Raw genomic sequence first — 16,567 nt, 5'->3', positions numbered from 1 at the left:
ATCGATCGCGCTACAGCCCGTTCTTGCTCTACCGGGACGCGCCTCGCAGCGCTGCTTCGATCTGCTCCTGCGTAGGCGCTCCGGCGAACCCGTTCCTCGTCGCATAGACGCGGCACGCGAGCGAGCGGACCGGTGCTGTCGGGAACAGGTCGACGCCGTCGACGAGGATCGTGGGCGAGCCTCCGAACCGGGTGCTTACCGCCTCGGCCTCGGTCCGGATCGTGACCAGCTCGACAGGCACGGCCCTGAATCCAAGAGCGTCCAGTGCTGCGCGCGCGTTGGCTTCGGCCACGTCCGTGTTCGGGCAACCGACAATGTGCAGCAGCTCGACCTTCATGCGGCATCCTCGAATCGCGCGTCGTTCGACGCCCGGTCCGGGCCTGGCGGGAGAAGGATCAGGCAGAGCAGGCCGACACCGGCGACGACGAAAACATCGGCGACGTTCCCGACGAACAGGTCGCCGTAGGCGAGGAAGTCCGTGACCTGCCCCTGTCCGAAGGAGGGCGGGTTCAGGAGCCGGTCGACGAGGTTGCCGACCGCGCCGCCGAGGACCAGGCCCAACGCGGCACCCCACCGCGCGCCACGCAGCCGCACAGCGAACACAACTACCGCGATGGCGGCGAGGAGGCCGACGAGGGTGAAGATCCAGGTGGACCCGGAGCCGAGCGAGAACGCGGCTCCGGGGTTGTAGACCAGGGACAGGCCGAACAGGTCGCCGACCAGCGGAACCCGCTCGCCAGAAGTCAACTGCGCCACAGCGAGGGCCTTCGACCCCTGATCGAGGGCCACGGCGAGCACGGCGACCGCGAGGGCGACGCCGAGTGCCCTCCGACCTTTCGGGGAGGGCGGGCTCGTCCCCTCGGCGACGACGGTGCCCTGCGCGGTCACGCGATCGACTTCCTGGTGCGCGCGGCGCGCAGCCCGTTGAGGATCACGATCACCTCGGCGATCTCGTGCACCAGCACCACCGCGGCCAGCCCCAGCACGCCGAACAGGGCCAGCGGCAGCAGGGCGGTGATGATCAGCAGCGACAGGATGATGTTCTGATTGATAATGCGCCGTCCGCGACGGGCGTGGTCGAACGCCCGCGGGAGGAGCCGCAGGTCGTGGCCGGTGAAGGCGACGTCGGCGGACTCGATCGCGGCGTCGGAGCCGGTCGCGCCCATCGCGATGCCGATGTCCGCGGCGGCGAGGGCGGGGGCGTCGTTGATGCCGTCGCCGATCATCGCGACCGAGCCGTGCCTGCCCAGCTCGCCGATCGCGGCGGCCTTGTCCTCCGGGCGCAGCTCGGCGCGCACATCCTCGATCCCGGCCTGCGCGGCCAGCGCCCGGGCGGTGCGGGCGTTGTCGCCGGTGAGCATGGTCATCCCGACGCCCTGGGCGGCGAGGGTGCGGACCACCTCGGGGACTTCGGGTCGCAGCTCGTCGCGGACCCCGATCGCGGCGACCGGGACGCCGTCGCGGTGCACGATCACGACGGTCATGCCCTGCTCCTCCAGGCCCGCCACCTGGTCCTTGAGCGTCCCGGCGTCCAGCCATCGAGGGCTGCCGACGGTGACTCGGGCCCCGTCGAGGGTGCCCTCGATGCCGTGCCCGGCCTGCTCGGTCACGTCCAGGGCGGCGGGGGCTCCGGGCGAGGCGGCGGTGATCGCGGCGGCCAGCGGGTGGGTGCTGTGCTGCTCCAGGGATGCCGCCCAGGCCAGGGCCTGCGCCTCGGTCACGCCGTCGGCGGTGAGGATGGCGGTGACGGCGGGCTCGTTGCGGGTGAGGGTGCCGGTCTTGTCGACGGCGACGTGGCGGATCACGCCGAACCGTTCGAACACGGCACCGGACTTGATGATCACGCCGAACCTGCTCGCTGAGCCGATCGCGGCGACGACGGTCAGCGGGACGGAGATCGCCAGCGCGCACGGCGACGCGGCGACGAGCACCACGAGGGCGCGGGTGATCCACAGCTCCGGGTCGCCCAGCAGCGAGCCGATGACCGCGACGAGGGCGGCGAGGATCAGCACGCCGGGCACGAGCGGGCGGGCGATGCGGTCGGCCAGGCGGGCGCGGTCGCCCTTCTCGGCCTGCGCCTGCTCCACCAGCTCCACGATCGTGGTCAGCGAGTTGTCGGTGCCCGCTGCGGTCGTCTCGACCTCCAGGGCACCGGCGGTGTTGATCGCCCCGGCCGACACCGCGTCGCCGGGCTCGACCTCCACCGGGATCGACTCCCCGGTGATCGCCGAGGTGTCCAGGCTCGACCGGCCCGTCCGGACGATCCCGTCGGTCGCGATCCGCTCACCCGGACGCACGAGCATCAGCTGACCAACGGCCAGATCCTTCGCGGCGACCTCCACGGGCGCGCCGTCCTGCCGGATGGTCGCGGTCTCCGGGACCAGCTTGAGCAGCGCCCGCAGCCCGCCGCGGGCGCGGTCCATGGCCTTGTCCTCCAGCGCTTCGGCGATGGAGTACAGGAACGCCAGCGCCGCGGCCTCCTCGACGTAGCCGAGGATGACCGCGCCGACCGCGCTGATCGTCATCAGCAGCCCGATGCCCAGCTTGCCCGTGAACAGCTTGCGGATCGCGCCGGGCGTGAACGTCGACGCACCCAGCAGCAGGCCGATCCAGAACGCCACCAGCGCCGGGATCTCCGCACCCGTCCATTCCAGGACCAGGCCCGTACCGAACGCTACGCCGGAGAGCACCGGGACCATGATCCCGCGGTCACGCCACCACGGACGCTCCCGCTCCTCCTCGGCCTCCTCGCTGACCCGGGTCTCCGGCTCGTCGCAGCCGCACGCCGCGCTCACGCGCCCGCTCCCGTCCCACAGCAGCCCGGCACCGTGCACTCGGCGTCCATGCACGGCGCGTGCTCGTCCACGGCCAGCGTCACGTCCACCAGCGCCGTGAGCGCCGCCGCGAGGTGCGGGTCGGCGATCTCGTAGCGCGTCTGCCGACCCTCGGGCTCGGCGACTACGATCCCGCAGTCGCGAAGACAGGTCAGATGGTTCGACACGTTGGAGCGCGTCAGCTCCAACTCGCGCGAGAGCACGGCCGGGTAGCTCGGGCCGTCCAGCAGGGTCATCAGGATCCGGGAGCGCGTCGGGTCCGCCATGGCCCGGCCCAGCCGGTTCATGACGTCGAGACGCGAAGCAATAGTCAGCATGCACTGAACTATACAGCAAGCACTGAACTATTGTCGATGATGGCGAACCATGCACCCGCGACCCAGCAGCGGCACTCCCGCCCCCGCGGAGCCCTCACGACACCCGCACCGGCGGGCGCGGTACAGTCGCAGAGGAGGCAGTTCCTCGAACATCCACCCGCACCCACACCAAAACGACGGCACGGGCGGAAGTTCCCGCCAAAACCGTCAATATTCACCGGAACATCTAGGTTTTTTAGAGCATTCGGGCGCGGGTGTCGAAGAGTTCCAGTTCGGCGGGGTGTAACTGCGCTTGCACGACGAAGCTGCGGTCTTTGATCTTCCAGAGGCCCTGCCCGATGCCGAGCCCAGGGAGAAGTGAGCGTTCGGTTCCGGTGAGTCCGAGGGTTTGTGCGGTGACGCCGAGCTGATCGCTCTCTTGCCGGTACACGATCCTCGTTTCGGCGTTCGCGAGCAGCGACGATGCGAGGGCGCGCATTCTGGAGCCTTGGTCGCCGACGTTCTCCAAGTCGGTGAGCTTGTGGAAGATGAGCAGGTTGCTGATGCCGTAGTGGCGGGCGAGCCGCCATTGCGCATCCATGCGGGCAAGCAAGCTTGGGTAGGACATGAGGCGCCAGGCTTCGTCGTAGACGACGAAGCGCTGACCGCCGGACGGGTCTTGGAGCGCTGATTCCATCCACGCCGCAGAGCAGGTCATGAGCACGGCGAGCAGGGCGCTGTTCTCCGAGACGCGGGACAGGTCGAGGGAGAGCATCGGCAGCGTCGGGTCGAACTTCTCCGTCGACGGCCCATCGAACAAGCCGCTGAGATCCCCGGCGACCAGCCGTCGGAGCGCGTGCCCGAGCATCCGCCCGTCTTCTGCGAGCCGGCCGTCGGGATCGTCCGCCGATGAGGGCGAGAGGATGCGGTCGACGACCATCGGTAGGATCGGCACCTCCGCTGATCTGACGGCGTCTGCGAGAGCGATATCGATCGCGGTGTGCTCGACCGGAGAGAGCCGCCGGTCGAGCACGGTCTCCGCGAGGGCGCCGATGAGATCCCGGCGGCGGGCTGCGACCTGTGTAGCCCAGTCGGCGTCCGGGATGCCCGCGGCCCGGTATCCCTCATCGAGCGGGTTCAAACGGGTCGGGAGCGAGGGGCCGAGGACGATCGCGCGGCCCCCGACGGCGCGGGCGACGGGGGTGTGCTCGCCTTTCGGGTCGCCGGGAACGTAGACGCGCCGCCCGAACGGGAGCGCCCTCGTGTAGAGCGCTTTCGCAAGCGACGACTTCCCGCTTCCGACGATCCCGGCGAGGATCAGGTTCGGGGCGGTGATGACGCCTTGCCGGTACAGCTCCCACGGGTCGTACACGAAAGATCCGCCGGAGTAGAGGTCTTGTCCGATGAAGGTGCCGGCGGAGCCGAGCCCGCCTTCGGCGAGGAACGGGTAATGCCCCGACAGCGTGGCCGAGGTGTCCTGGTGGCGCGGGAGCCGGAACCGGCCCGGCGTGCACAACGCCGCCGGTCCCTCCTCTCCGGCACGAGGCAGGTAGCGAGTGGCACGGCGGGCTTCGCGTGCTGCTGCCGCCTCCGCCCGCAACTTCGCCACAGTTTCGGCGCGGGCTTCGGCGTGGATGCGGGCGGCGGCCTGGGCGCGGGCTTTCCGGTGCCGGCGGAGCTCTCCTTCGGGCCCGACGAGCACCGAGGTATGCAGACGTCCCGGATCGGTGTCGTCGCTCATCGGCCGAGCCCCCGCCCCGTCTGCCTGCCGGGCTGCTCGCGGCGGATGGCCGGGGTGCCGAGGCGGTCTCGCCGCGACTGCTCCCGCGCGGCCTCGCGCGCGAGGATCGGCCCCGCCCGCACCCCAGACGGGGCGGCGATCGCAGACGACGGCGATTCGGTAGTGGTGGCGGCGTGGCGGGGGTCTTCGAGGCCGAGCAGCACCGGGGACGGGAGGACGTCCATGTGCCGGTAGAGGGCGAGGTGCCGGTGATCCTGGTTGTAGACCAGCGTGTAGGCGTCCAACTGGGCAGTGCAGTCGAGGAGGCCTTGCGGCGGCGTGTCGTAGACGTACCCGTTCTCGAGCGCGGCATCCACGGTCTCGTCACCGTAGTCGTAGCCCGCGAGTTCCTGGATCACGGCATCGGCGCCGCCCTGGTCGATGAGGTCGAGGAGCCGGTCGGCTTCGCCGCCTTGCAGGAAGACCACGTTGATCAGATGCCCGACTTCCGGCATTTCTGCGGCGGGGTGCCAGGCGATCCGGCCCGCCGCCGCGGATGCCGCATCGAGGCGTCGTTCCGCCTCACCGATGAGCGCCGCCGCCTGCCGCAGCTCCCCGGCGGTCGTGAGTGCATCGCGGACGCCCGTGGCGCGGTCTCCGGCGTCGTCGGCGGCGCGGTCGCGCGAGCTCTCGTGGGCGGTGGCGATCTGGGTGAGGACTTGTTCGAGGGATCGGACGCTGCCGAGGAGATCGCCGAGCACCCCGTACATGTCCTCCGGCTGCTCGAAGGTGCGGCTGGCGTGCGCGAGCGCCCGCATCGCCTCATAGGCTTCCTCCGCGTCAGCGACGGGATCGGTGAAGGTCAGCATGTCCGATGCTCCAATCGTGAAGATGATTCGTATGCCAGGTGCGCGAAGGTTCGCCGCTGGTTCAGATGGGGCGGCAGAGCGGGAGCGCGGCCGCGGTGAAGGCCTGCGCCTGCTGGCCGACCAGGCGGCGGGTTTCGCAGGACGCCTGGATCGCGGCCTGCTCGATCTGCGATACCGCGGCATCCAGTTCCCCATTGGTGGGTGCGGAGACGGAGACGAGGCCGACGACGCGGAGCACCCCGTGCCCCGCGGTCAGCTCAGATTCTTGTTGCAGCACGTCGCCGTATTCGGCGGTGGCCTGGGTGTCTTCGACCTGGCCGATCTTCCGGCGCTGGGCGGCGTCGGCGACCATCTCGGTCTTCTTCCGCCGCAAATCCCTGGCGGCCTGATCCGCCCGCACCGGCAGATAGTGCAGCGACAAGGAGCGCAGCACCCCGCCGGTCAGCACGAGCGGGGCGAGGAACCCGGGGAAGGTCTGCGCCCTCGGCCATTCGCTGATCCACAGCACCGCGTGGTGCGCGCTGTCGGAGCGCAGCCGGTCCCAGGCCTCGTTCACCGCAACCGGGCCCGCGGTCGCGAGCTCCCGGCCGAGCGCGCCGTGACGTTCCAAGGCGGGGCCGGCGGCGGGGTCATAGGCGGTGCGGAGGATCAGGGCGACATCACCCGGGGTGAGCCATCCCGTCATCTGCAGCTCGGCGGAGCGCAGCGCGGTCTGGAACGACTGCATCTCCTGCCCGAGCACCACCGCCGCTCCCTTCATGCCGCCGCCCGCGGAACGGATCTGCCGGGTAGCGGCTCGCATGTCAAGGGAGAGCGACACGGTGGTGGCGTGGCGTTCCCCGGCGGGGCCCGCCCGTTCGATGAGCTCCCGGTAGGTGTTCGCCGCCCAGGAGCCGTCGTCGTGGCCGTGTTCGCGCCACCACTCGGTCAGCCCCGACCCGGAATCGGGCAGGGTGCGCTCTTGCACCTGGATGCGGGCGATCCTCCCGGACCGGCACGCGGCCGCAAGGACGCGACCCCAGCCGGTGACACGGCGCTGCTGCTCGCCGGGGTCGAGAAGCACGAACGCGGGATGCGCCACCCCGCACACGACGGTGAGGGTCTGGGCGTGCGGGTCGTGGATCATCGCCGCCCCCGTCTCGGGGTCCACCCATTCCCGGAGCGCGGCGAGGTCGCCGGGGAGCGCGAGCGTGCCCGCCGGGCGCGGCTTCACCACCCTGCGCCGATACTGGGTTTGCTTCGCGCGGGTGCGGAGGAGCCAGCGGGTGACGATCGGCGCCCACTCGATCAGCTTCCGCCCGCCGACGGGCACCCACGCGATCACCACCAGGGATGCCCACGCCGGCGACGACCAGGCAAGGCCCTGTCCGCCGCCCGTGTAGAGGCCGGTGACGATGATGCCGAGCGCGGTCGCGAGGACGAGAAGCTGTGGCAGGGAGAGGCCGAGGAGCAGGCCGCGCTTGGTGAGGCGAGAGAACTGCACCGGACGCAGCTCGAGCGTCGCTTCGGAGGTGTTCGCGCTCATGGGTTACTGCTTCCCGGTCGGGGCGGGCGGATCGGTCCTTGGCGGCGAGGGCGGCGGGAGCACCGCGGGCGGCTGCTGCACCGGCGGCCCAGGCGGCGGAGCCGCCGGCTCGGACGCACTACCCGCGTGCCCGTCCGCTGCGTCACCGATGGCCTCGCCGATCTTCGGGCCCGCGGTCGCGGTCTCTTTCACGACGACTCCTGCGGCGACGGCCGCCGCGACCGGCGGCGCAGCAGCCGCAGCCGGGGCGGCCGGTGCGGCCGTGCCTCCGGTGGCAGCCGGGGCTGCGGTGCCGGCCGCGGCAGGCGCCGCCGCTGGTGCTGGGGTGGGTGTGGGCTTCGGCGTTCCGGCGCCCTTGCCGGTGTCTGCGCCGTTGAGCACTTGCTTCGGGGCGGGGCCGTTCGGCTTCGACGGGAGCGGGACGGGCCGGTTGAGGGCGTTCTTCGCCTCCTGCTCCATCGAGGACGCCTGATACATGTCGAAGCCCACGAAGCTCAGGAACTTGTACGCCAGGTACGGGGCGAACGCGGCGACGAACAGCAGCACGATCCCGGCGATGGGTTCGGACAGGGATTTCAGGTCGAGGCTGATGGGTGCGGCGACCTGGGTGGTGGCGATGAGGAAGATCACCACGATCACGAGCTTCGACGCGATCAGCGCGACCACGAACGTCGCCCACTTCCCGAACCAGCCGCGGGACGCTTCCCAGGTGAGGCCGGCGAGCGCGACCGGGCCGAACACGATCGCGACCAGCAGCAAGGCCTTCCGGATGAGGAGGCTGAACCAGAGGATGAAGATCGCGGCGATCATGAGGCCCGCGAGAAAGATCGTCAGCAGCGCCCCCGCACCCCCAGCAACCGAGGTGATGGTGACCGCGGTGATGAGGAGCGCGAGCCGGTCGTCCATGCTCTCGATCGTCTGCCCGGTGGCCTGGATGATGCCGACGCAGAGCTGATCGGTGATTTCGAGCAGCAGGGCGGTGCAGGTGATGAGCACGAACGAGCCGAGCACCGATTTCGCGACCCCGAGCGCGGCGCGGGTGAGTGCGGACGGGTCGCGGCGGGCGAGGCCGGTGATGAGCTGGAAGCAGAAGAACAGGAGCGTCACGAACACGGCGATGCCGAACAGGATGTTGTAGACCTTCACGTATCCGTCGCTGGTGACGTCGACCGAGGTGGTGGTGGAGAACACGTCCCACATGCCCTGGAACAGGGTGGACACGGCGAGCCCCATCGCGGAGGCGATCCACCCGAAGAAGAGGCCGGCGGGGCCCTCGCCGATCGCGGTGCAGACGGTGGAGACGCCGGGGATGTCGCAGATACTCACCCTGAACCACCACCCGGCTAGTTGACGGCCTGGCCGACGGTCCAGAAGAAGTTGATGAGCGTGACGGCCGCACCAGCGAGCACCGCCGCACCGCACGACACGAGCACGCCCGTCTTTCCCCTCGACGCGAGGTGCGGGTTGCTGCTATTCGCGCCGAAGCCCCAGACGATCGCGGACACGATGAGCGCCAGCACGCTGAGGATGAGGCCGACGGTCATCACCGCGCCGACGATGTCGCGCAGTTGCGCGATCCCCGGAAGCCCGTTGCTGTTCGGGTCGATATCGATCATGGTTGGGCACTCCTGCCGGTCGGTGAAGCGGACGCGATCCGTCCGACAAGCAGGTGCACTCAGCAGGCCCGGTGGCCGAGCCCTTAGATGCGGTCGCCGATGGTGAGGAGAAAGTTCGCCCAGGCGATGCCGGCGCCGGCGAGGGCTGCGGTGCCGAGGGCGACGAACACGCCGACGCGGGCTTTCTGCGCCGTGTAGGGGTTCCCGGTGTGGGAGGCGATGGCCCAGATGGTTGCAGAGACGAGGAGGGTGAGCACGGCGCCGATGAGGACGTAGGTGAGGAGCGCGCCGATCACCGACGCGAACTCCCCGGATGCGCCGACGGCGCCGAAGTCGGGAAACACGTTCACCGGGCACCTCCAAGGTTCGCGCGACACCCGGGCGCGCCCGTCGTGCCGTCACTCGGGACCGCGCCGTGCTGCGCCAGCCACTCGACTGCGTTCACCGGGGGCTGGGCCTGCCCGCCGGGGCGGATCTCGACGTGCAGGTGCGGGCCGGTCGAGCGGCCGGAGGAGCCGACATCGCCGATGTGCTGCCCGGCCGCGACGGTCTCCCCGCTGGTGACGTAGATGCCGTCCTGCCACATGTGCGCGTAAGAGGACGCGACCCGGGCGCCTTGGACGGTGTGTTCGATGACGATGAGGCCGCCCCATCCGGAGCTGAACTCCGCGACGGTCACGCGGCCGTCGGCGACCGCGTAGATCGGGGTGCCGTCGGCGGCGGCGAGGTCGGAGCCGGAGTGAAACTGCCGCTCGCCGGTGAAGGGGTCGGTGCGCCAGCCGAAGCTATCCGTGTTCGTGTACGAGCCCTCGGGAAGCGGGAACACGACGCGGCTGGTCTCCGGCACCGCCCCGCCACGGTTCCCGCCGCCGCTGGGGGCGGGCTTGGTGAGGGCGGTGAGGATCGCTTCGGCGACGGGCTGCCAGTTCCGGTACCGATCCGGGAACGCCGACACTTCGACGGCTTGCGCGGCGGAGCCTGGGTCCATCTGCTGCCAGCCGGGAATGTCGAGCAGGCCCCGCGGCGAGGGGAAGTTCGGGCCCTGCTCACCACCGTAGAACGCCTTCGCCTGATAGGTCGGGTTCATAAGCTCAGCGACCGTACCCCAGCCCGCGGCCGGCCGCATCTGGAACAACCCCAGGCTGTCGTGATCGGAGGCGTCGCCGTCGTTCGGGTAGTTCCCGGATTCGGGGTAGGCGCCGGTGTTGGCGAGCATCCGCAGCCGGGACTCGGTGAGCGCCGCCATGAGCGCGATGCGCACACCCGCCTGGCCGACGCCGGGGATGCTCGCCCCGGTGGTGATGATCGTCGCCGCGTGGGTGAGCTGCCGCTTCTCGAGCGTAACCGAGGTGCCATCGGCAGTGGTCGCGGCGAGCTTGTCCGGGATCGGGCCGACCGTCAGGGAATCCGTGAGGCAGAACCCTAACGGGCCCATGAACGCTCCCATGCCGACCAGCGCGGTCGACGGTCCGACGCAGAACAGCACCAAGAACAGGACGAGCAGCTTCTTCACCATCACCGAGCCGTCCTCGCTATCGGAGCGGGGTGTCGAGAGCGGAGAGCCGCAGCAGCCGGCAGTCCTCGTCGTCCGGGCAGGCGGCGAAGATCGTGAACGACACCGGGCGCGCATCGGTAACGCCCTGCCCTTCCCAGACGCCGGTCCGGTGCCGGGTGCCGGTGACTGTGTACGCGGTCGCACCCGGCAGGAGCGTGCCGGGGCGGGCGTCGGCGGCGATGCCCGCCCAGCTCTCGGGAAAGGTGATCGTGTCGATGGTGAGCCATTGCCGGGTCGAGTAGTTCCGCAGTTCGGCCCAGGCGGCATCGTCTGGGAGGTAGGCGCGGAGGTCTGCGGCGAGGCCTGGTGCTTCGTCCGGGTCCGCGACATCGATGATCGCCTGCATGTACTCGTGCGGGCTGTAGCCGAGGCCGGTATCCCACGCGAACAGCCCCTCGGCTACGTCCCGCGCAAACCGTTCCGCGTCTGAGACGGCCGGGAGCTCGCGCGGCGAGAGATCCCGGTCAGCACCAGGCGTCTCGGACGCCGAGACGCGGGGGCCGGGTGATGATTCGGGGGCGGGGCCGCGCAGCAGGCCATAGATGCCGGCGCCGACGAGCAGGGCGAGGACGATGCCGCCGCCGATGAGGGCGATGCGCAGGCGCCGCGACGCCTGCTCCGGCTCGGTGGTCTGACGCATACGGGCTTCCTTCCGGCGAACGGGCGAGTTCGGTACCCGGAAGGTGCACACGCACAGCCGGCGGCTCGTAGCCGCCGGCAGGCAGGTTTAGACGGCCTGCACCTCCGTGCTGCCCGCCGCAGCGTTTTCGCGGGCGGCGCGGATGAGGGCGAAGAACGCGATGGTCTCGGCGAGCACGGCTTCGGCGCGCTCCCACTCCGCCCCGGTCAGTTCCGCGGCGAGGGTGCCCGGGTCGTATTTCTGGGTCCAGCCGTCCATGTCGGCCCAGAGCGCGACGAACGCGCGCGGCGGCAGCACCACGAGCGTCAGCTTCGGACGCTCCACCGGCCGTACCGGCTTCTTGCCCTTCTTGCGACCCGTGGAGGTGATGCGGGCGATCGCCGCAGCGGCGAGCTGCGCGAGCTCCGCCGTCCGTGCCTCCCTGGCGGCTGCGGCACGCACTTGCTCGGCAGAGGCGGCGGCCTGCATGCGCACGGGGTCCGGCTGGGCGGGGTTGACGGCGATCCGGTCGAGCTCGTGCAGGGAGAGGGCGGTGTTCATGCGCAGGTGCGCGCCGTGCACTTTCCCGCCGGCCTCGATCCGCGCCAGCTCCTCGACGGCCTGGGCGCGGATGTGCTCGGGTCGGGTGTCGTCGTTTGCGAGATCCTTCAATCTGCCGATTTGTTCGAGCATCGTCTGCGATCCGTGCCCGGTGACCATGCGGGCGGCCTGCACCCGGGCTTCCCCGGCGGAGCGCGGTGCCGTCGATTCGACGGCACCGTGGACTTCCGCAGAATCCTGCGGATTCTCGCCGTCGGCTCCGAACCGTGTTGCGGCCTGCCGGCGGGCGGCGTCTTCGGCGAGCACGACCTTCAGCTCCCGGTAGAGGGATTCGGCTTCGATCAGGGAGAGGGGTTTGTGCAGCGAGTTGTCGTTCTGTTCCGCGAGGAGCTGGGAGAGGCGGCCGGAGAGGTTCGACCGCACCCACACGTTCGTGGAGCGCTGCCCGAGCAGGCGCAGCGCTTCGAGGCGGCGGCGCCCGCAGACGAGCACCCCGTCCGGGGTGACGGTGATCGGCTGCAACAGGCCCTCTGCACGGATGGACTCGGCGAGCGCCGGAATGTCGCCGAGGTCGGTGCGGTGGCGCTTCCCGACGGTGATGGAGTCGAGGGAGCGTTCCAGCTCGATATGCCCCGGGCTACTGGCAGCCATGGCAGCCACCTCCGTCTGGGGTGGACAGCACCACCTCCGACAGCACCCGGTCGTCGGCGAGGAGCGCGCGGAGGGGTTCGCCGGTGACCAGGCGGTGCAGGATGCCGCGTGCGGCGCTGGTGTGCGCCTGGTTCGGGTCCGGCGTCCCCAGCGCCACCCGCAGCATCGCAAGCCACGAGGCGGCGGGGATGTCGAGGAGGGCGCGGGCGTGGTAGTCGCGGCGCAGCGACTCGAACGCGGAAGCCCGCGACGCTGATTCTGCGAGCCGGGTGATGATGTACTCGATCCCGCCCCGTGCAGCCTCGACCGGCCAGCCGAGCAGATGGAACAGCGCGACCGCGTCTTCGACGGCCTGCCCCACCCGGGCGGGGGTCTCGTCGTGCTCGGGTTCCTCGATGAGGTCGGGGGCGGGGATTGTGAGGCTGTGGTGGTAGTCGGTCAGCGGGTTCTCCCGGTCCGAGAAGCGCTCTGCGTCGTGGTGGGTGGAGAACTTCGGTCGCCGCGCCTGATGCACGGAGCACAGCAGCCCGTTCGCGCGTTCCTCGGCGATGCAGGTCACTTTCACTGCGCGGGTGATGACGGCCCAGGGGTCGTCGGCGCGCCTCACGGCGCCGGTGCGCATCGCGTCGAACGCCGCGGCGGCCGCTTCCCACGGGTCGAGGCCGTGCCGGCGCGCGAGCGCGGCGTACTTGTCGGCCGCGTGCCGCATGAGGGCTGCGACTTCGGGGTCGTGCCGCCACGCCCATCGGCCTTCCTCGTGCAGGCGGATCAGCAGGGCGCGGAGCCCTTCGGAATGCTCGAACCCCCACCGCGCATCCCGTTCGGGACGTGCGGCAGGGGTGCTCTTCGTGCGGGTCTGGTTCATGATGACGGCACCTCCTACATGGCAGGTGCGCCCCGCGTGCCTGGGGCCGGGAAGGTCCTGCGCGAACCGGGCTGCTGACTCGTGCATGGCGGATCACCTCAGCCCCATCCCCGAACGCGCGGGCTCCGGTCGTGTCTGGCGTCTGCGGCCCCGGATCGACAGATCGGGCAATCGCGATGCCCGCTCACTCCGGACCGCACGCTGTTCGGCGCGGTCCTGCTTGCGGTCGGCGCGGGCGTCGCGGAGGCGCTGGGCGAGCTCGGCCCGCAGATCGAGCCCCCACCCGGTCGCGCGGGCGCCGCCCTGCATCGCCAGCTCGGTCGGCCGCACCCACCGAATCTGCGTCCGCCGCTTCGCCTCAGCATCCGGCTCGGCTTCTACCGTGTCGCGCTCGGCGCGGTCGCTCCCGGTCAGGGAGGGGTCGCGGTGTACGGCGAGCATCGACCGCTCCGCCTCCACCTGCTCAGGCCCGCCCGGCGAGGTTCGTTCGGCGTTCATCGCCGCAGCGAGCGCGGGATGCAGACGCGACCGCGCCGCCTCCGCTACTTCGGGGCCGTGTTCGTGGTACATGACGGGTCCTCCTCGTCTCTGGGGTCATCTGCAGCCGTCGCGGCTGCTGCATCGGTCGTTGGCATAGCGATGACTGGCTGTTCGGTGCCGGGCTCGGCTTCCGGCGTGGGGCTGGGTTGCGGGAGCCAGCGGCCGACGGTCGAGGGGTGCACGTCGAGGTAGTGGGCGATCTTCTTGTTCGACCAGCCGCCCGCCCGCAGCACCTCCGCCACCTCACGCCGCGACCACCCATCCCGCCCCTGCTCTGGCATCGGCGGATCACCCGCTTCGGCGCCGGGCTCCGCATCGGGCGCCAGCACCGCAGCGAGCACCGGCGCTCGGAGCGCCGGTTCCAGCGACGCCACCGGCACCGGCCCGCCCGGCCGCTCCGCGGCCTCGACGTGCAGTTCCGCGGCTTCCTCAGCAGCCGTCTCAGGGGCCGGTTTGGGTTGGTGGCGGGTGAGGATCACGGTGAGGTGCGTGATCGCGAGCAGCACCAGCGGTGGCACTGCCGCAACCGACGCCGCGAGCACCGCAGGCACATCCGCATCGGCGGCGACGATCGCGTGGATCGAGTTCGCCGTCACCGACAACCCAGCTCCAGCGATGAGCAGCATCCAGGGGTACCAGGCGGTGCGGGTGCCGGCGAGCGCGACGACGGCGACGGTCGCAACGACGATGACGCCGTCCACGATCAGCGGCCACGCCCACGCCTGCCCCTCCTCGATCCCGGAGCGGCGGGCGAGATCGGCCAGCGCAATGAAGGAAAGCCAGAACGCCCCGCACGCGATCAACACCGTCCCCGCCACCGCCGTCACCACGGCGAGCCAGCCACCCCGGCGCTCCCTCCTCATGTTCATGCGAGCACCCGCCCTCGATCAACTGGGGCACGCTGCGCAACCGGGCGCGCCGTGGCAGGTGCGGGTGCTGCCGGGGTGGTGTTCGGAGTGCGGTAGGCGGAGCGGATCGTGCGCTCGATCTCCCGCGGCGGCAAGCCAATCCCTTCCGCAACCGGCCCGAGCGCCTGAAACGCTTCCGCCAATGTGGCGCCGTTCTCCGCGAGGCGGCACGACGCCCAGAACAGGCCCTGGTTCCGTTCGCCTTCGCCTTGCCCTTCCAGCCATGCCGCGATCCGCTTCGCCCGCTCCTCCACAGTGCCGCGGAACGGGCGCGCCTCCCACGACGACCGCACGGGCCTCGGGTCCAGAAACTCCCGCAGCGCGCCCGCGTCGACGGGATGCACGTCGCCAGTGGCGAGGTCGAGGAGCTGATACGCGACCGTCTCGCCGTCGATGATCGTTCTCGACGGCGGGGCGACGATGTAACCAGCGGTGCCTCGGAAATCGAGCTGCGCCGCCCCCGACGCCCACGACCGCTGCTCGATGGCGGCTGCCGGATATTAGGCGTGCAACCCGCCCGACGGGGTGACGACCTGCACCGCCCACCCATCGAGCAGGCCCGCCTCGGTGGCCTGCTGCCAAGAGGCGGGACCGCGCGGCGGGTCGCCCTTCACATCGACATCGACAACCTCGATCCCCGAGATGGGGCCGGTCGGGATGCCGATGTTCGCATCCGGCCACCGCCGCCACCACGCCTCAACCTGCGCGGGATCGGTGCTGGCATCCTTGAAACCATGCGCGACGAGCGGCCGCTTCTCACCCGGCACACAAGGAAACACCGGCACCCCCAGCGAAACATAGTGGCGGGCGGCGTCCGCGAGACTCATGCGGGCGACCGGCGCGAGGAGCTGTTCGACGTCCATCACAGCCCCCGCACCAGCGACGAGGAACGCGCCGACCGTGCCGCAGCTGGCTTCCGCGCGGACGAGCGGGCCGACGGCTTACGCTCGACCTGCTTCGCCGCCGAGACTTCGGGACCCTCGCGGGTGAGGCCCGGCGGGGTGCCGTCGCCAAGCTGTTCGGTGTCGAGCCGATCCAGGATCTCGACGGCGACCTTCCGCACCCGCTCCGCGGTCGCCTGCACCACCTGGATCGGGTTCTTCCCGTCGGCGGCCATCGCCCACCCCGACACATACGGGATCGTGAAGGCGGTCGTGTCCATCCCGTGCGCGGCCCCGACCATGAGCGCGACGGACTCGGCTTCGACTTCGCCGATCCCGCGATGCTGGCGGGCTTCCTCCTGGTCGGGGCCGTGCATCTTCACGTGCGCGAGCTCGTGCACGAGGGTCTTCACCTGGGCGGCATCGTCCATATTCGTCCGCACCGCCACCTGCCGAGTGTCGAAGTTCGTGCTGCCGTTCGCGCCGTGGATCATGCCCTCGTGCGGCACCGGCAAGAACTGGAACCCAGCCTCGGCAACCTGCCGGATCAGCCCATCACGAAGCCCCGCCGGGGCCTCGCCTTCGAGAAGCTGCGGCGAAGGCGGGAGCGGCACATCCGGGCCGCTGGTTTGAGAGATGTCGAAGACGTAGGCGACTTTCGCGCCGATCATCCGCGACCTGACGACCTCGCCCGGCTTCGGCTGCTCTTTCGGGGCGAGCTTGCGCCACGACATCGGACCAGCAGGAGTCTTCGACGCGAACTTCCCGGTCACCGGCGCGAGAATCGCGTACCCCTTCTGCCCCTTCTGAACCTGGCGGCCGAGCTGCTCCCACTGCCGGAACCCGGCCACGTACGTCGGCATCGGCTCGGGCACCCGGCCGGCTTCCCAGGCGGCCTGATGCTGGGCGAAGATCAGCCACGAGTTGTTCACGCTGCGGGACCGGAACTTCGCCGCAAACGTCAGCGCCTGCTTCCAGTCTTCACCGGTGACCAGCTTCTCGACCTGCGCGTTCAGCTGCTCGCGCACCTCGTCGAGCTTCGCCTCCCGCGCGGCGCGCGCCTCTTCGGGGGTTCTCCTCGCAGCCATGACCGCCTCCTCTCGTCATCGGGGCGGCCCGAGAACGGG

The 16,567-nt window shown here is 70.7% G+C and carries 19 protein-coding genes; all 19 read right to left on the bottom strand.

The features are described from left to right. Positions 1-28 precede the first annotated feature (28 nt). The 19 genes from WFL22_RS07015 to WFL22_RS06925 all read right to left on the bottom strand — a co-directional run bounded on the left by WFL22_RS07015 (position 29) and on the right by WFL22_RS06925 (position 16,528). Entirely contained in the window at positions 29-337 is a 309-nt protein-coding gene (locus WFL22_RS07015; RefSeq protein ID WP_010157044.1) for a hypothetical protein, read from the bottom strand. Beyond that, on the bottom strand, positions 334-888 hold the full coding sequence (lspA, locus tag WFL22_RS07010; RefSeq protein ID WP_010157045.1) for a signal peptidase II: 555 nt from the start codon (positions 886-888) through the stop codon (positions 334-336). The genes WFL22_RS07015 and lspA overlap by 4 nt, the downstream gene beginning before the upstream one ends. Next, positions 885-2,795 carry a heavy metal translocating P-type ATPase gene (locus WFL22_RS07005; protein WP_336992057.1) on the bottom strand — a complete coding sequence of 637 codons (1,911 nt, stop codon included), beginning with the start codon at positions 2,793-2,795 and terminating at the stop codon, positions 885-887. Before WFL22_RS07005 ends, lspA begins: the two co-directional genes overlap by 4 nt. After that, positions 2,792-3,151, bottom strand: coding sequence for a Cd(II)/Pb(II)-sensing metalloregulatory transcriptional regulator CmtR (cmtR, locus tag WFL22_RS07000; RefSeq protein WP_017883886.1), 360 nt, complete (start codon positions 3,149-3,151; stop codon positions 2,792-2,794). The genes WFL22_RS07005 and cmtR overlap by 4 nt, the downstream gene beginning before the upstream one ends. A gap of 235 nt (positions 3,152-3,386) precedes the next feature. After that, a complete protein-coding gene (locus WFL22_RS06995) occupies positions 3,387-4,871 on the bottom strand; it encodes an ATP-binding protein (RefSeq protein WP_031289979.1) in 1,485 nt (494 codons plus the stop codon). Then, positions 4,868-5,719, bottom strand: coding sequence for a hypothetical protein (locus WFL22_RS06990; protein ID WP_017883884.1), 852 nt, complete (start codon positions 5,717-5,719; stop codon positions 4,868-4,870). Before WFL22_RS06990 ends, WFL22_RS06995 begins: the two co-directional genes overlap by 4 nt. Positions 5,720-5,780: 61 nt before the next feature. Then, positions 5,781-7,244, bottom strand: a complete 1,464-nt coding sequence (locus tag WFL22_RS06985; RefSeq protein ID WP_336992054.1) for an SCO6880 family protein — start codon at positions 7,242-7,244, stop codon at positions 5,781-5,783. A gap of 3 nt (positions 7,245-7,247) precedes the next feature. Beyond that, the gene (locus tag WFL22_RS06980) at positions 7,248-8,570 is read right to left on the bottom strand and encodes a hypothetical protein (RefSeq protein WP_017883882.1); all 1,323 of its coding nucleotides are present in this window, start codon (positions 8,568-8,570) and stop codon (positions 7,248-7,250) included. Positions 8,571-8,587: 17 nt separating this feature from the next. Beyond that, on the bottom strand, positions 8,588-8,860 hold the full coding sequence (locus tag WFL22_RS06975; RefSeq protein WP_017883881.1) for a DUF6112 family protein: 273 nt from the start codon (positions 8,858-8,860) through the stop codon (positions 8,588-8,590). 83 nt (positions 8,861-8,943) lie between these two features. Then, the gene (locus WFL22_RS06970; protein WP_024356150.1) at positions 8,944-9,210 is read right to left on the bottom strand and encodes a DUF6112 family protein; all 267 of its coding nucleotides are present in this window, start codon (positions 9,208-9,210) and stop codon (positions 8,944-8,946) included. After that, entirely contained in the window at positions 9,207-10,376 is a 1,170-nt protein-coding gene (locus WFL22_RS06965) for a M23 family metallopeptidase (RefSeq protein ID WP_336992051.1), read from the bottom strand. The genes WFL22_RS06970 and WFL22_RS06965 overlap by 4 nt, the downstream gene beginning before the upstream one ends. Before the next feature lie 16 nt (positions 10,377-10,392). After that, positions 10,393-11,055 carry a hypothetical protein gene (locus WFL22_RS06960; RefSeq protein ID WP_024356148.1) on the bottom strand — a complete coding sequence of 221 codons (663 nt, stop codon included), beginning with the start codon at positions 11,053-11,055 and terminating at the stop codon, positions 10,393-10,395. A gap of 87 nt (positions 11,056-11,142) precedes the next feature. Continuing rightward, positions 11,143-12,246: a ParB N-terminal domain-containing protein gene (locus tag WFL22_RS06955; RefSeq protein WP_017883877.1), complete on the bottom strand. Its 1,104-nt coding sequence runs from the start codon at positions 12,244-12,246 to the stop codon at positions 11,143-11,145. After that, positions 12,233-13,111 carry a hypothetical protein gene (locus WFL22_RS06950; RefSeq protein ID WP_024356147.1) on the bottom strand — a complete coding sequence of 293 codons (879 nt, stop codon included), beginning with the start codon at positions 13,109-13,111 and terminating at the stop codon, positions 12,233-12,235. The genes WFL22_RS06955 and WFL22_RS06950 overlap by 14 nt, the downstream gene beginning before the upstream one ends. 93 nt (positions 13,112-13,204) lie before the next feature. Further along, positions 13,205-13,681 carry a hypothetical protein gene (locus WFL22_RS06945; protein ID WP_024356146.1) on the bottom strand — a complete coding sequence of 159 codons (477 nt, stop codon included), beginning with the start codon at positions 13,679-13,681 and terminating at the stop codon, positions 13,205-13,207. Then, the gene (locus WFL22_RS06940; protein ID WP_442918970.1) at positions 13,654-14,514 is read right to left on the bottom strand and encodes a DUF2637 domain-containing protein; all 861 of its coding nucleotides are present in this window, start codon (positions 14,512-14,514) and stop codon (positions 13,654-13,656) included. The genes WFL22_RS06945 and WFL22_RS06940 overlap by 28 nt, the downstream gene beginning before the upstream one ends. Positions 14,515-14,516: 2 nt before the next feature. Continuing rightward, positions 14,517-14,903 carry a primase C-terminal domain-containing protein gene (locus tag WFL22_RS06935; RefSeq protein ID WP_336992047.1) on the bottom strand — a complete coding sequence of 129 codons (387 nt, stop codon included), beginning with the start codon at positions 14,901-14,903 and terminating at the stop codon, positions 14,517-14,519. A gap of 156 nt (positions 14,904-15,059) precedes the next feature. Then, the gene (locus WFL22_RS06930) at positions 15,060-15,422 is read right to left on the bottom strand and encodes a bifunctional DNA primase/polymerase (protein ID WP_336992045.1); all 363 of its coding nucleotides are present in this window, start codon (positions 15,420-15,422) and stop codon (positions 15,060-15,062) included. Then, positions 15,422-16,528 (bottom strand): ArdC-like ssDNA-binding domain-containing protein, encoded by a 1,107-nt coding sequence (locus tag WFL22_RS06925; RefSeq protein WP_017883872.1) that lies wholly within the window; start codon positions 16,526-16,528, stop codon positions 15,422-15,424. The genes WFL22_RS06930 and WFL22_RS06925 overlap by 1 nt, the downstream gene beginning before the upstream one ends. Between the last annotated feature and the right edge of the window lie 39 nt (positions 16,529-16,567).

The sequence above is a fragment of the Leucobacter sp. VD1 genome (assembly GCF_037150695.1).
In the GTDB taxonomy this organism is placed as follows: domain Bacteria; phylum Actinomycetota; class Actinomycetes; order Actinomycetales; family Microbacteriaceae; genus Leucobacter.
The sequence above is the reverse complement of the archived record's forward strand: the minus strand, read 5'-3'. Positions and strand labels throughout refer to the sequence as shown.